Raw genomic sequence first — 15,736 nt, 5'->3', positions numbered from 1 at the left:
AAAGACTGACATGTAGTTGAACCAAGTTCTACTTTACTACACTTTAGTGCTAGTTACATGTAAGCTACTGATAAATTGAAATAATAAAAAAGCCCCTTGCTACGCAAGGGGCTTTTTTATTATATAGGGCATATTATTTAATTTGCGCGTACTATTCGTTGGGTGATGTGGTACCCACTTTGCCTGATATGCAGCAAATAAGTTCCTGGCTGTAGCCAGCCCATACTTACCTGTCCGTTTAGGCCGGGGCCTGACCATAGTTGCCGGCCCGTCAGATCAGTAATCACCACATGTGCTGATCCGGTGCTAGTATCTAAGCCTTGGATAGTAAGAATATCCAGTACCGGGTTCGGATACACGGCAATTGCTGCCCCCCCCACGACGCGTACTGGCGAGTAGGCGAAGCTGCCATCCTGATCTACCTGCCGCAAACGGTAGTAGCTCATCCCTGGCAAGGGCTCGGTGTCTTTCATGGAGTAGGCGGTGCTTTTGCTGCTGGCGCCCATGCCACGCATCGTATAAACAGTGCTGAATTCCCGTCCGTCAGCACTGCGCTGCACGTCGAAATAGTCGCTGTTTTTCTCACTGGCCGTTACCCAGCTCACCGCTACTGCCTGCGGCTCACGCGTAGCCGTAAACCGCACGAGCGTAACAGGCAGCGGGTTTTCAGCTATGTCGGCAGCTGTGGTAGCCAAAGCAAAATCACCCAGGTTGGTAGCTCCAATAGCCGCCGCTACAGTACCGTTGGTGGTAGTTCCAGTTAGTGCCGGAGCGCCCGGATCGGGGGTGGCGTCGGTCCAGGGCGTACTGGTGCCAGGAGAAAGAGCCAGGCGTAAGGATGCCAGCGTCGTTACCGCATCATCAGCTCCAAAGCTCAGCGTCAGCGTTCCACCCTGAAAAGTAGCACCACCTGTTTCGGCGGCCACTGTGAAGTAGCGCATCCGGGAAGCCCGCGTTAAGGGTGCAGTCACACCCCGGTCGATCAATGAAGTACCAGCGGCCCGGTCCGTCTGGCGGGCAGTGTAGCTGGTCGCCGATGCCGCGCTCTGCGTCAGGGCCAGGGTCAGTGGCCGGTAAAAACCGGCTTGGCCGCCCAGTGGGAAGTTGAGCGTGGTAGTAGTAGCTGCCGCCGTACGCAGGGTCAGCGCATTCACAAAACTATCGTTTCCCCCACCACTAACAGCGGTGGCTATAGCGCGGGTAGCAGGCGTGAACAGCAGTGAGCCTCTCGTAAGCGTTAGGGTACCAATGGTTAGCGTGCTGCTTACTGGTATAAGCGTGTTGAGGGCCCGGTTCAGCATCAGGCTTTCGAACTGGCTACCCGCACCACTGGCCACGGCCAGCTTATCGATGGCGCCCGCGCCCGTCAGCAGCAAGTTGCTGGTGGCCGAGCCCTGCAGCACTCCGTTACCGGTCACGACAGCGCCATCAATTCGTAGCGTGTTGTTGCTAAGAGAAAGAGTGCCTTCACTCAGCGTTAAGTCACCGATTACGGTTGTACCGGAAGGTATCGTCAGCAGGTTATTAGACCCGGTAGCATTAAGCACCAGCGCTCCTAGCCGCTCATTGGCCGCCAGGCGCAAAGCACCTAACGCCACACCACCGTTCTTGTTTATCGTGACGGTGCTAGTGGCCGTAGTGCGAAGCAAGCCAGTGCCGGAGCTGCCCGTAGTTCCGCCGAGGTTGCCGAAGCCCACCAGGGTGAGGTTGTTGCCATTGAGGTCGAGGACTGTGTTGGTATTGAGGGCCAGACCGCCGCCGCCTAGCAGATTGCCGACCACAAGATTACTCGATCCACCCGCTGCCGACAAGCTACCGGTAGTGGTTCCAAGGGTCGTGAGGCGGAATAAATGAAAGTCGCGCCCGTTGCCCGTTAGCGTCTGCGCCCCATTGCTATTCAGGCGTACAGTAAAGCGTTGCGTGGCAGCATCGGCCAGAGCGGGGAAAGTAGTGCCCGCCAACAGAATAAAGTCACCGGTCAGATCGACTGTTGTGAACGTGCTGCCGGCCATCGAGCCATTTAGGTTCGTAACGCCTGTGGCGGTGAGGCTACCGCGTACTAAGATGGTGCCGGCAGCCAGGGTTTTGGTGCCGTTAGTCAGCTTGAGGTTACCATAGCCGGGGGTAGTCAGTTCCGGCACCGTATAGGTTCCGGCCTGGGCGAATTCGATGGTGCTGGCGGCATCTACCATACCCAGAGTATAGCCGGGAGTCGCATGCTGTACCACCAGCGTGCTAGTGGTCAGTAAGTCCAGAGGGCCAGTGAAATTAGCGTTAACCGGAATTACCAGACTGGCTCCTGGTTCCAGAACGACCTTAGAATTGGCCCCGGAAACCACCCAGTTGGCAGTAAAGGTACGCCCAGCGCCACTAACCCGGTAGGTTTGGTTCAGCAGCGAGAAGTCGGTTGGAGCAGTACCCGAGCCATCCGGATTGGTACCATAGGTGGCCAACTCATTCAGGTTGCCGGTAGCTTTAGTATAATACGTCGCGGCTGGCACGCTGCCCGTGGAGGAGAAAGCCAGTACGTATGGGTTCTCATCCTCATCATTGTTGACAATAGAAAGGGAACCGGTTCGGATGCCGCCTTGCTGCGGCTCGAAGCGCACCACGAAGGTGCTGCTGCCACCAGGTGCAACCAGCGTCGGCGTCGGGCCAACCAGGCTATACTCACCGGTGACCGTGAAGTTGCCGAGCGTCAGGTCCAGTAGGCCCGTATTTTCAACCGTAAACGTAGCATCCGTAGTTGCTCCCACCCCGGTGTTGGAAAATGAGAACGTGGCGCCGCTGGCCAGCGAGGTGCTGCCCTGCTTCAGATTCATCTCCGGGGCAGGCTGGCAATACACGGCAACATCATCGAGGCGCCACACGGCGGCTGTACCGCTAATTTTCACAAACCGAACCCACACCTGCGGGCTTGTGGCATAGGCCGATAAATCGACGGAGTACAAATCGTAAGACCCATTAACGACATTCTCGTTTTCGATGGTGGCAACCGCTGTGAATGAAGTGGTTTGGTTAGTGGTGGACACCTGCACCTGAAAAGACTTTGGAGAAATGTTATTGGTACGTCCCAAATAGAAGCTCAGCAGGGTTGGCCGCACTAGCTTAGTCGTAGTCAGGCTGGCATTGAAGGAACTGAAAGTAGCGGCGGTGGCTCCGAATTTTACATCCGCTGGCGCAGTCGAAAAGCTCACGCCCGTTTGCAGCCAGCCCGTGGGGGGGAGAGTGGAGCCTTCGAAGCCCTCCGTAACGCAGGCAGTCCCCGAGGGCGCAGGTGTCACCAGGAAGTTAACTGCGGCTGATGATCCCGCAGTAGGCGCCGGGTTCAGCACCGTAACCGGATAAGTGCCTGTCGCGGCTACATCGGCCGCTAAAATGGTGGCCGTTACCTGCGTCGCTGAAGTAAAAGTAGTAAGCCGGTCAATCCCATTAAAGCGAACTGTAGCTCCGTTGATAAAACCAGTACCGGTGACGGTGAGAGTGAAGCCAACACTACCCGCCACGCGCCGGTCAGGAGTCAAAATAGTGATGACAGGCACCGGATTCGAGGCGACATCGACCGTAAAGCTGCTGGCACTAGTAGCCGTTGCGCTACCAATTGTAACGGTAATTGGACCCGTAGTTGACCCCACCGGAATCGTAGCCTTAAGCTGCCCGGTATTTACGAAGGTTACCGTTACGGCTGCTGTCGTATTAAACTTGACGCTGGCGGCACTAGTGAAATTGGTCCCGTTGATCGTAACTTCTGTTCCAACCGGGCCATTGCCAGGTGTGAAGTCGGTAATGGTTGGAGTGGCGGCACTGGTCGTAGTTACGGATAGAGTCACCACACTGGCCTGTAGGTTCGGTACTGCATCCTCCGCCACCACATACACATCGTAGGCAGTAACAGCAGCGAGGCCACCGATAACAGCCGTGGCAGCCGTATTGGCTGTGGCATTGGCAATGCTACCCTTACGGTTAGCCGCCAGACTAACATCAGCGGCATTTGTTCCAGCCTTCACCTGGGCCGGCGTCGGAGCAGCGGCTCCACTGGCCAGCACTACATAATAAGTAGTACCAACCTCGTTGATGGTGGAGGAAAGCGTGAAGTCGGATGCCGTGATGCCTGAAATAGCGGGTGAGCCGGTAGCAAAAGCAGGTGCTGTTTCGTCAGTAGCAGCTGTACTGGTCACGCTGATGTTGTCGACAGAGATTTTAGGCCGTGAGCCGCTTCCGCTTGCCGGTCCGTTGTGGTTATAAAAGCGAAGCCGGGCCGTAGCTACTCCATCCAGCGCCTGCGGTAGTACTACATTGATAGTACCTGAGCTGGCCACGTTGTTATTGACAGTAATTGTGGTGCCCGCAATTTCCGTGAAAGCGATACCATCAGTGCTATAGTAGACGCGCAACAAGCTTGGCCTGTCACCAGTCTGGTTGCTTACCTGGGCATAGTCAAAGGATAAGGAACCGGCTATGCGGCCTGAGAAGCTCAAGTTCAGGTCTGCTGCTACAGCTGATGTGTTATTACCGGTACCAGTCGAGAGAAACACCAGATTCTGCGTCCCCTTCTGCACTCCACCAGTGGAGCTGGTTACAAAGGCTGCCGAGCTAACGGTCGTCCTGATACCATCCGGAATAGTACCCGTGGTAGTGACGGCAACACTGCTGAAGTAATTGACCGCGCGACCCGAAGTAGCGATGCTCGTCCAAGTGGCAATATCAGCGAAGCTTTCGGAGTAATTCCCGCTGCTAAGCGGATAATAGGTTTGCCCCCACCCCACCAGCGGGCTCAACAACAGCAGCACCAAAAAGCACACTTTGGCTTTGTGCAAAAAGCGGAGCTTATGAAAAGATTGAGTAATGATTGTCAGCATGCAAGCAAGGAATAGAAGAAAGTAAAGAAACTCAGGGCATTAAAGATACAAATCCACCTTAACTATATCCTATAAGTAGATTGTTATCTAATAGTTACCTCACGCTAAGGCATAAAAAAAGGCCTCCCAAATGATGGGAGGCCTTTTCAACAGTAGTCACTAACGTTAGTTCTTAATCAGCTTGCGGCTTACTTTCGAAGCACCTTCACCGATTACGATGATGTAGGTACCAGCTTGTAGATCCTGAGTGTTCAACTCACCCTGGCTGCCCAAGCGCGTCTCCCGTACCTGACGACCCGACAGGTCGGTGATACGAACCAGCAGGCCTTCCGTCGAACCGGATGGCAGTGCTATGGTCACGACATCAGTGCCTTGGGTTGGGTTTGGATACAAGCTTACCTCCGTAATCTTGGCCTTCACCACTACTGCTTTCGAGTACGATACTGTTCCATCCTGGTCGATCTGCTTCAGACGATAGTAAGAAACACCGGACAGCGGCTTGGTATCTACTGCTTCATAAGCTGTGCGGCTAGTTGCCGTACCAGCACCATCCTTAAAGAGCACCGTAGTGAACTCCTTGGCATCGGTGCTACGCTGCACTTCGAAACCGCGGTTGTTGGTTTCGCTGGCCGTAGCCCAGTTCAGCACTACGCTGTTGTCGCGCAGCTTGGCAGTGAACGAAACCAGCTCAACTGGGAGAGGGTTCTGCGGCTCGTTGCTAGGCACACGGTAGTTCTCTGCGTTCAACAAGCCATCGTTGTTGAACTCGAAAGAGAAGAAGTAATACGTCAGACTCGGATTCAGATTGCTTACCGTGAAGTTATCCGAGGCTGCACTGAATACGACGTACGTGTTAGACGAAGCTTCAATAGCCGTACCGCTACCGAATTGGTAAGCACCGTTTATCGTAGTACCGGGGTTGAAGTTCTGCTTGTCCCGTGGGAACAAGCTAGCAGGCAACTGCGGGTAAGTGGTGGTGGCAATTACTAAGCGGTTCTGTCCGTAGCTGGTGCCCGCAGGCGGGTTCGACAGGTTGAAGGTGATGGTAGCTGAGCTGCCATTGCGCGTGATAGAAGCCGTCGATTGAACGGTAGGTTCGGTGGCGATGCTGAAGCCAGTGGTACGACCAAAGCCGCTGCTCAAAGCAAAGAAGTTACCGCCATTGAAGCTGTTGTTTCTAAACTGCAGCTCCTGAGCAGCATTACCTACACGTGTGGGAGCATACCGCACCAGCAGGTTGCGGGTGAAATTGCCTTCGCCATCCGGAATAAGGGTAGCGCTCTTCACGTACGATGCACCACCATCCAAGGAAAACTCAAATTGAGGAGTCAGGGTGGGGTTACGCTCTGTGTCATCGGCGTCTGGAGGGAATTGCAAATCTACGTTCCCAGCCAACAGGAAGCCATCCAAGCGCACCGTTACTGGCGCTGAAGACGTGCCTTTCACGATATTATCAGGGAAAGCACCAATACCACGGTCCAAGCGAATAGTTGGCTCACTGATACCGCTTACCGATACGTCCTGGTTGTTAGCAGGAGCACTTGAGTTACGGATGTTGGCACTGATAGTCACGGAGTTTACACCCGGAACGAAGCGCACAAAAATCTCGCGCTGGGTTACGTTACCCTGTGCATCAGGCGTGAACGACAGCTGCGACGAATAAGGACCATTTGCGGTAGTTGCTACCTCGAAGAAGGAAGCATTAGGACCGATAGGCCGAACGACTAATGGGTCGATCAGGTTGGTACCAGCCAACAGATATGATTGAGGAGCCGACTGCGTGGTAGGGCGGGTAACGAAGGTAAACTCGTTGCCGTTAGGGTTCGATACCGAGATGTCGGAAATGGCACCGCTGTTATTGACAGCCGTTACCGATACCGCCGTTGGGGTAGCGCCAGTGCTGGTTACGGCAATGCTCTCGTTAAAATTGCCTTGAGCAATAAGTGCTACCAAGCGAACCTCAATGATTTGCGCCGACACCGTGCCAGCAATTGGGTTGATGGTTAGCGGGCTTGAAGAGAATGCACCGCCAGCCGAAGCATTACGAATCTGGATGTTGCTGATGCTAGGCGTCAGAACGATAGGAGCCGTCAAGTCTGTGCCGCTCACTTCAAAGCTTTGCGTGCTGGTACCACCGCTGCTGGTTACGGGGCCGAAGTTAACCGAGCCAGGAGCAGCAGCTACCACTGGAATACCGGAGCTTGGGGTACCTTCACCCGTCACCCGCACCAATTGAGTAGTAGCGTTGGTAGAAGCTACCGTAATGTCACTGGCGTAGAGCTGAACAGCCGTTGGGCTGAAGCGCACATCGATTGTGGTATTAGCCAGTGTACCATTAGTAGGCGTCAGCGTGATAGCAGCCGTCGAGAAGAAGTTCGTACCCGTCCGGATACGGAAGCCAGCGGGAGGCGTGATAGTCACAGGACCTTGCAGGGACTGACCGCTCACGGTGAAGGAGCGAGTAGCAGTGCTGGAAGAGCCAACGGTTACCTGACCAAAGTCAGCCAGTGTGCTAGGAGTAGCCGTCAGAACTGGGGGAGGCAATACACCCGTACCTGATACAGCTACGTTTACAGTAGTGGCACTCGGGCTGGCAACGGTTACGTTACCGAAGTAGCTCTGAGCAGCCGGGGGCAGGAAGCGAATGAAAATTGTGGTAGGAGAAACCGTGCCGTTTACGGGCGTCAGGGTCACCGTCGAGCCAAAGCCAGTAGTGCTGTTGGTGCTCACTTGAAATGCCGTTGGGGCCGTTACCGTAATAGGGCCGGTCAGCGACGTTCCCGATACCATAGTAGTTTGGGGAGCGGAAGGCGTGTTGATTACCTGGTTACCGAAAATACGGGAAGTAGGATCAGCAGTAACGGTTGGAACACCTGCGATGCGAGTACCGGTCAGATTGAAGACAACATTAGGAGACGCCTCATCTGACGTAAAGTTCAGAGTCCGGTTTACAACAGCGGGGGTAGTACCTGCTACAGGACGGAAGCGGGCAAATACCGTAGTGTTGATATTACCAGTCCCGTCAGGCAGCAAATCGAATGCGCTACCCGAAAAGGAAATGTTGTCGCGGCTGATTTCGTAGTTGGTTCCACTCAATGCCACGGAAACCGGACCCGTCAAACGGGAGCCGGTCACGGCATATGACTTGGAGGCCGAGAACGAGCCCACGGCTACTGAGCCAAAATTCTGCGGATCGGCAGCGTCGGAAGGAACCACAGAGAAGGTCTGTGCTTTTCCCACAAAAGGCAAGGCCAGTAACAGCAGGAGCAAAAACCGCAGGTGCGGCTTTCGTACCCACTGCAGGGCACTCATGTAAGAGTTTTTCATAGTATGGTTAGGTAAGGGTTACGAAGGGAGAAAAGGAAAATTTTACTTAGTTAGGGCAGCTGCCTAAACTCAACGTCATTACGTCAAAACTGAAAGCATAGATTACTAACTTTCACAGTTTGTATGGCATTTTTTCATGACAAAAAAGGACAGGAGTATTTTCGTGAGTTGCATATTGCGACCATATTTCGTGCCAAAGGCAGTATTAGGGAAAGTTTAGCACAATAAAACGTTGCAGGGTAAGCAAGTATTCAAATTTAACTTTATAGATAAATTATAGTATTCCAGTAAACATGTATTTAACATGATATTTGGCTTCATGCCGCAAAGTTGCATCATTTTTTGTACATCCATAGCATTTGATTTGAGCAAGAACCCACAGCACGATACGTGTAGAGGACAATAGGGCAATGACAGGCCGGACATATGGCCGGGGTTCATACAATCATAGCCGCATAGTAGTTCAGACTGAATCGCGGTTTAATATCGATGCCGGTAAAGTTGTTATTCACTGTATATGATTACTCCATATACCTGCGTTTCTACATATACATACTCCCACTAGCGAAAGCACCACAAACGAAATCCCGAAACTGAGGCTAGTAGTTTCGGGATTCCATTTGTGGTACTCGTAGCAGTGTGCTACACGTCTTTATTTCCAGTCTGGAAGGCTAGCATTCTGAAATAGGCGGGTACGGTTACGACCATCTAGGTCCATCATCCATACTTCCGGCGGCGATTGGTTGTCGTTGCTTGTGTTTACAAATATAACCTTAGCTCCATCGGGTGAGAAGCGCGGGAATAGATCATTCGTCCCGGCGGGCTTGCCGGTGTTCGTAGAGGTGCCCGATACACCCGTTGACAAATCTATAAGCCCTGTTCCATCGGGGCGCTGCATGATGATATGCGCATTAAGCTGGCGGCCGCTCGCATGCTCATAGCCATCTACGTCCCGACTATACAAAATCATGCGGCCATCGATGCTGTAGGAAGGGGAATCCATTCGACCAGGTAGGTTTCCAATTACTTGCGTCAGGCCGGTACCGTCGGCATTCAGTGTATACAGCTCGGCATCATACACATTGGAACCCACGGTTTGTACTAGAATCTTGTTATTCTGCGCGCTCCAGTCACATTCGCGAAAATGCCGGCCATTGGGGGCTGTCGCCAATTGTACTAGGCCCGTCCCATCCCGGTTGACACGCCAGAGCTTGTCGTAACTGGCATAAATTAACTGCGACCCGTCGGGCGACCAACGGTAGCCGATGCCAAAGTTATTATAGCCTTCTACGGGCACCATATCGGGTGTAATCTGGCGCTGGTCGGAGCCGTCGCGGTTCATCGTATAGAGCTGGTAGCGACCAGTGACGTTGGAGGCGTAAGCTATGCGGGTCCGGATTGGGCTCAGCTGCGGAGCCGTTTCGATGAAAACCGAGCTGGTCAGGCGCAGCAGGCTAGTGCCCGCGTTATCCGACGAGTAGATATCGGTATTGCCGTCGACCTGACGCGTATAGAGGAAACGGTTGTCGGGAAGCGAGCCGGTTTGGAAGCTCCAGACATCCCCGTGCACGGTTTCCCCGGCCTTGTCCCGCGCAGTTACCTGCCAGAAGTAGGTAGTATTATATTTCAGATCAGAAACCGTAACTGTAGTATCGCGAGCATTGGTCAGTAGCTGCCGACGGTTCAGAGAGTTACTTTCAAATAAGACCACATCCGAGCGCAGCGAATCACCTTTATCCGGATCGGTCACCCGCCAGCGCAGCGTGACCTTGGTTGCCTGCCCCAGGGCCTGGTCGGCCGGGCTCGGCTTCGTTGGCGCATTGGGCCGTCGATTGGAGCCCGAGGCTTTCTCCAAGGGAATCCGAACTTCAGTCAGAGTCCCCTCCCCTACCTGTACGTTTACGCTCTCCGTCTTGAAGTCTGTTTTCCGAACTGAAATAGCATACTTACCAACCGGCAGACTGGGCAGGTAGAATTTCCCTTCGGCGTCCGTCGTAAAGGAGGAGGTTGCCGGATTGGTAGTCACGACTGCATTGACCAAGGCGGTATTGGTGCTGGCATCGAGCACTACTCCCTCCAAAGAGCCATACTTGGCTGGTTCAATGGTCGCGTCCTCACAAGCAGATAGAGTTTGCCCAAGCACCAGGAATAGCAACAGACGGAATACAGCACGCAGAGAAAGAAGCATACATCAGAAGAGAAAGGGCGGGGAGGAATAGGTGAGCGGCAAAAATCAGGGCTGGGTGATGGGGTGATGCACCAGTGAGTCCTCTGAAACGACGATGCCCTGACTGGTTAGCAGCCGTAGCTTTACCCGACAGAAATCGGCCGGAACTATCGTAATCGTAGTTTTAGACAAGGTGGTGGTCTGTTGGGCAGCAACGCTGAAGCTGCCCGACTGGGAATTCGTGGCGGTTCCGGACCGCCCTTTTTTATCGGTGAGCAATTCGTAGCGAAGCGTTAGGGGTTGCGCCCCGCTGTTTTGGCAGTAGCCGACCAGCGTAAGTTGGTTTCCATCGAGCCGGGATTCCAGATGTGCCCGACATGCCGGAGCACCATTGTTAGGAACACCGACCTGCCATAAGGCAGCGCTTAAGGGAGCAAGAGCAAAAAACCAATAGTTGTTCATGGGTAAGGACCTGAAAATCTAGCAAAAACAGAATAGTGCAACCCCGAAACAGGGCAATAAAAAACCCCGATCAGCAGTAGCAGATCGGAGTTTTTTATGCTTGTTGCGTTAGGGCAGGCTAGAAACCCGGCCTTGCTCCACGATGATCCGGATACCGTTGCCTTTCATACTCACTTCGTAGCCAGGCGCCGTGCTGCCACTTTCGCGCTGCACCAGAGTGTTGTTGCTACCCATCTGTTCGACGGTATAACGACGGTCATCCACATTCAGGCGCTGATCTACTCGGTTGTTATAGCCTTTTTGCGTGATGTCGGACTCCGCATTGTACCCACGCAGCTCGCTGGAAGCTATGTTGCTAACTCCAATTTGAGAAATGCTGGTGCGGCTGCCACTACCGGTTTGCAGGATGGCCGCTACGTTGCTCATCCCATCCTGCGTTATTATGGCAGCGTTGCCCTGCCCTACCCCAATCATGCGTTGATCGATGCTGCCTCGATTTGCGCTGCCATACTGCATCAAAGTGGCTCGGTTGGCTGGGTTCGTACTACTAGCGTCATCACTACTTGCTTGTGCAACGCCCAGGCGCTGTTGTAGCAGCTGACCGGTGCTGATATCCTCGGGGTCACGGCTTGCCTGTGCCCACGCGCCGTGGCTGGCGAGGGAAAGCGCGACCAGTAAGAAAGTCCCTAATACTGTTTTCATAAGATGATGAAAAAGCGGGTTGAGAGAAGATAAATAAGGAATAGCACACCTATGTAGTTGATAAAGCAACTATTGTGCTGCTATAAAAATAAGGTTATTTTTTAATAATAAAATACAATAAAGAAATTTATTTTTCCTTTTGTAAGAACAAAAAGCACCTTGTCAAGCGAAGTGCTTGCAAGATGCTTTTTGTTGGTTTGCGAAAGCCACCGAAGCAGCTATCCAGTGGTTATGGGTGGTTTTGCTTCACCACGCTCATGTTGTTGTTGCCAGTCTGCGTCACGTCGCTGTTGTTGCTGCTGGCACCCTGCCACGTATCGGCTTGGTTGCCTACACCGGTCTGGATCTGCCGAGCAAAGTGGCCATCACCATCCTGGTCGATATAGGCCCGGTTGCCGATGCCGCCAATACTGTTGCCTTGGCTCTGAATGGCAGTGTTCATATCACCATCCTGCTCAATGGTAGCGCGCTGGCTGTCGCCGCGCTGCGCCTGGCCGGCTTTGTTGAAGCTGCCGAGCTGGTCGATGGTAGCAACGCTACGGAAGCTGCCATCGAAGTTGCTACCCTGCGACTGCGCTGCTTCGTTGAACGCACCGTTCTGGGTGGCAGTGGCTTGGTTTTCGACGCCCCGCTGCTCCTGGCCACTCTTGTTAAAGTTGCCCGTTTGCTCAATGGTAGCTTTGTTGTCGTTGGTGCCGTAGCCGGAAGTAGCATCGCGCTGTACTTGGCGGGCGTCGTTGAAGTCACCGCCTTTCTGCATTATAGTCACCTCGTTGCGGCTACCATCGCGCTGCTCCTGCGAGGCAAAGCTCGAACCGCCAATTTGCGTAGCTCTGGCTTTGTTACGCTGCCCAACCTGAATTTGGATAGCCTCGTTGGCATTGTCGCTTGATAGACCGTCGCCCTGCGTAATCGTTGCCTCGTTGCGTGAGCCGGTCTGCGACTGAGTAGCTTTGTGATCATTGCTTCGCTGAGTAGCAGTAGCAGTGTTCAGCGTATTGCCATACAGCATATTGCCCGATTGGGTCTGGGTCAGATCGTTGTTGTTGCCAAGCTGGGTGCCAGTGGCGGTGCTGAAGCTACCTGACTGCGTGACGGTTACGTCGTTGGAATTACCCGTGGACGTTGAACTCTGCATATTGTTCTGAGCATAAGCGCTACCAGCAGCGAGCAGAGATGCTGCGAAGAAAGAAATCTTTTTCATGGGTGAGGACTGAATAAGGTTGAGGAAGGGGAGTTTACTGTTGTACTTTAATATGATTATTTATTCCCTCCGGAGGAATGAAACAAATTTATATTAAAAAAATTAAATCGCAAGAGCTGATCAATAAAAATTGTTAAAATATTTATTGACTTAATTATATAATATATCTTTAGCACTCACAAACGAAGAAAGCACTATACCTAGTACTTTCTTTATCAAATACTTATGAATATCCTTACATCCTTATCGTCTGGCACGATTGGGAGCGGGCATGCCTGAGCGGCCCAGGTAAAAGACGATGCTCGCCTTAGCGGCCCAATACGAATCGTTGTACTTGCCCAATTTGATACGATCCAGCTTGTCGGTGAAATAGTAATGATTATCGATGCCTACGCTAAGCCCTAGCCGATCAGTGGGCAGAAACTCCACTCCCAGGCCCGTAGTGACGTGCCCCAGCACCGCCCGAATGTCGGTAGACTGGCCGCGCGAGCTGACTCCGCCCCCCGCGAGCAAATAGGGAGTTACCCGGTCGCGCGGGAAGAGTCGGTAGTGGCCACATAGTTCGGCGTAGTTAAAGGTTTCCCGGTAGAAGTCTCCCGCTGCCAGCTCAAACCGGCCAATGTTGACCGCCGCCGAGAGCTTATGCTCCACCGAGCGGGCATAGCGAATAGTTAGCTCGGCACCGCCCCGCAGCTGCGGGTTGCTGAAGTCGCCGTTGTAGCGTACGGTGGCGGCACTGAGGCCAATGCCGACCGTACCACGCCGGTCGTGCTGCACCCGGCCTAACACATCAATATCCTGATTTTCCCACTTTTCCTGCTGATAGGCGACCATGCTGGGCCCGTTTCGGTCCGTTTCGTTCTGGGGTGCCCACAGCTGTTCCTGAATACCTTCATACACTAGTGCCTCCACGGCCTTCTCGATGGCTTCCTTCACCGCCATTTCCGTGGGCTCATTATAGGTAAAGCCGGTTTCGGTTTCGAGCAGGCGCTTGAAGTTCACGAAGCGGAACAGGCTGGCGTCGACCTGCTGTGAAAGGATGGTTTTGGAGGTGTAAACCGTTTTAAGAATTTCGCCGGTGCTGGTGCTAATGGCCCGCAGATACACCGTGACCCGGTCTTGCCGATACTGGCCCGAGGCGCCCGCGCCAAAGTAGCGTAGGCCCGCGCCCCCCGTAATAACGTTGGCATCGTAGGATACAATGCCACCTTCCAGAATAATGCCGGCAAACAGCAAAGAAGGAAGGTTGGGCTGGCGCTGGCCGGTCTGTTCCTGATACTCGGCGCGGCTCGAGCGGATGATTTTGCGCTCGTTGAGCAGGTTGCCCAAATTTTCGCGCTCAATGGGATTAAACCAGCGCGACTCTTCCAGGGCCCGCAGCAAAATGCTGGTACCACCCTGCGTGATGGCCGTGGAAAAACTGGAACCGTTCTGGCTGGGCTTGTATTGTCCCGTCTGATCCCGAAACTTATAAACGGCCGCTACGATCCGCTCTTTGGGCTGAGGCAACCCGCGCAGCTCCTGATTGGCCCGAACCTCGGCACCCAGGCGGGCTTTCTCGGCCGAAAATGGCTGATGAAAGTATGGCGCACAGCCGGCTACGCCGCTCACCGCGAGTATACCCAGCAATAATCGACGGCAGAGAAGGCGAAGCATGGAGAGGCGGGACAAGAATTAGAAGTAAGGAATGGTGACGGTAGTCTGGTTGCCCGTATTGGTGTCGGTTATCTGCACCGAAAAGCCCCCGCTGGTTGGCACCACGTTGATATTGTAGGCTCCTACTGAGTAGCTTCCCTCCTTCAGGCCTTGATTCTGATTACCGAGCTGGTTGCCAATCAACCGCTGGGCCAGCTGCCCTAGAATCTGCTGGTTCAGGTTTTGCTCAAATTGCTTGAGCGGATCCTGCTGGAAGGGATTGCTGCTGGAAGAAATGGCAGGGTCGGCAATGGTGTTCTGGGCTTGGGCCGAGCTTAGCAGCCAGGAATAGTTGAACGTGTTGCCGCCCCCAAATGAGGGGTTTTTGGGTTCGTAGACCAGATCCTGGGCGGTGGCCTGGTGGGCGCCACTCAGCAGTAAAATGGGCAACAGCCAGCGGAGCAGAAGTTGATTCATAACAAGGGGATAAGACGGTGAGGTGCAGATCAAAAAACTTCGGTGCGCTGCTTGTTGCCCTGCTGCTCCAGGTTGCGACTGTCGTTGCGCGACCGTACCAGGAAATCGGTGGCTACTTCAAAGGCATAGGTGGCCATTTCTTCAATCACCTCGGCCTTGGGCTGCAACGGCAACTCCAGCAGCTCGTTTTCATTCACTTCCACCGAAATCAGCGTGCTGGTGCCACGCGAGGGTTTTTCGTGAATGATGATGGTAAAGTCGCCGGCTTCGGCCGGGGCTTCCCATATACTGTAGAAGGCGTCGTAGAAATCGTGGCCTACTTTTGTAATTGTCTGGTCCATCACCAGCCCTTCGATTTCGGTGGGCCGGAACCGGCGACGCTGGTTGCTAACCTGCGAGCTATCCTGGGTAGTGGCTTTGAGTAGCAGCTGTAGGGCTTCCTCCAGCTTTTTGGCCGGCAGCGGTGCCGCTTCCGACTCTTTTGTCACCTTTTGCGGCGCGGCGGGCAGTTGTTTCTGTCCGTATCCAGCCGTGCATGTCGCCATAAGGCACAGCCAGCAGCCAAGGCCCATCATCCAGGGCCGCCACCAGAGCGCCATCAACACGTAGGGCGAAGCAGGGGGTACAATTGGCGGAATCGTTTTTGGTGGCCGGACACGAGTAGCCATAGCTATAGAGCTTACAGTTGACTTTTGAGAGAAAAGCTCAAAATGGATGGAGCAGCCGATTTTGGAACGACCACTCGTTTTGCGGAATAAACTTAATTATTTAAAAGAATAATACAAGCTATGGAGGCTTATTTTTGTAAACTTTTTTAATAGAATGTTTATATAAAATGAAATTCAGCCATTCAGCCCTCCCATGAGGGTACTAGCTTTGTGAGCCCCACCATGTATAAGCTTG

The 15,736-nt window shown here is 53.5% G+C and carries 9 protein-coding genes; all 9 read right to left on the bottom strand.

Going from position 1 to position 15,736, the window contains the following annotated elements:
• Nucleotides 1-137: 137 nt before the first annotated feature.
• The 9 genes from E5J99_RS04845 to E5J99_RS04800 all read right to left on the bottom strand — a co-directional run bounded on the left by E5J99_RS04845 (nt 138) and on the right by E5J99_RS04800 (nt 15,501).
• On the bottom strand, nt 138-4,859 hold the full coding sequence (locus E5J99_RS04845) for a choice-of-anchor D domain-containing protein (RefSeq protein ID WP_167851991.1): 4,722 nt from the start codon (nt 4,857-4,859) through the stop codon (nt 138-140).
• 165 nt (nt 4,860-5,024) lie between these two features.
• Entirely contained in the window at nt 5,025-8,186 is a 3,162-nt protein-coding gene (locus tag E5J99_RS04835) for a T9SS type A sorting domain-containing protein (RefSeq protein ID WP_135496593.1), read from the bottom strand.
• 652 nt (nt 8,187-8,838) lie between these two features.
• A complete protein-coding gene (locus E5J99_RS04830) occupies nt 8,839-10,374 on the bottom strand; it encodes a carboxypeptidase regulatory-like domain-containing protein (protein ID WP_135496592.1) in 1,536 nt (511 codons plus the stop codon).
• A 45-nt stretch (nt 10,375-10,419) separates the two neighbouring features.
• Entirely contained in the window at nt 10,420-10,815 is a 396-nt protein-coding gene (csgH, locus tag E5J99_RS04825) for a curli-like amyloid fiber formation chaperone CsgH (protein WP_135496591.1), read from the bottom strand.
• Nucleotides 10,816-10,923: 108 nt separating this feature from the next.
• Nucleotides 10,924-11,517, bottom strand: a complete 594-nt coding sequence (locus tag E5J99_RS04820; RefSeq protein ID WP_135496590.1) for a hypothetical protein — start codon at nt 11,515-11,517, stop codon at nt 10,924-10,926.
• A 229-nt stretch (nt 11,518-11,746) separates the two neighbouring features.
• Nucleotides 11,747-12,655 (bottom strand): hypothetical protein, encoded by a 909-nt coding sequence (locus E5J99_RS04815; protein WP_167851990.1) that lies wholly within the window; start codon nt 12,653-12,655, stop codon nt 11,747-11,749.
• A gap of 309 nt (nt 12,656-12,964) precedes the next feature.
• Nucleotides 12,965-14,377: a CsgG/HfaB family protein gene (locus E5J99_RS04810; protein WP_135496588.1), complete on the bottom strand. Its 1,413-nt coding sequence runs from the start codon at nt 14,375-14,377 to the stop codon at nt 12,965-12,967.
• Between the two features lie 18 nt (nt 14,378-14,395).
• Nucleotides 14,396-14,833: a curli assembly protein CsgF gene (locus E5J99_RS04805; RefSeq protein ID WP_135496587.1), complete on the bottom strand. Its 438-nt coding sequence runs from the start codon at nt 14,831-14,833 to the stop codon at nt 14,396-14,398.
• Nucleotides 14,834-14,862: 29 nt separating this feature from the next.
• On the bottom strand, nt 14,863-15,501 hold the full coding sequence (locus E5J99_RS04800; RefSeq protein ID WP_135496586.1) for a CsgE family curli-type amyloid fiber assembly protein: 639 nt from the start codon (nt 15,499-15,501) through the stop codon (nt 14,863-14,865).
• Nucleotides 15,502-15,736: the final 235 nt, after the last annotated feature.

It is taken from the genome of Hymenobacter elongatus (assembly GCF_004745955.1).
GTDB classification, from domain to species: Bacteria; Bacteroidota; Bacteroidia; order Cytophagales; family Hymenobacteraceae; genus Hymenobacter; species Hymenobacter elongatus.
Note: the sequence above shows the minus strand (reverse complement) of the source record. Positions and strands in the feature narration are given on the sequence as shown.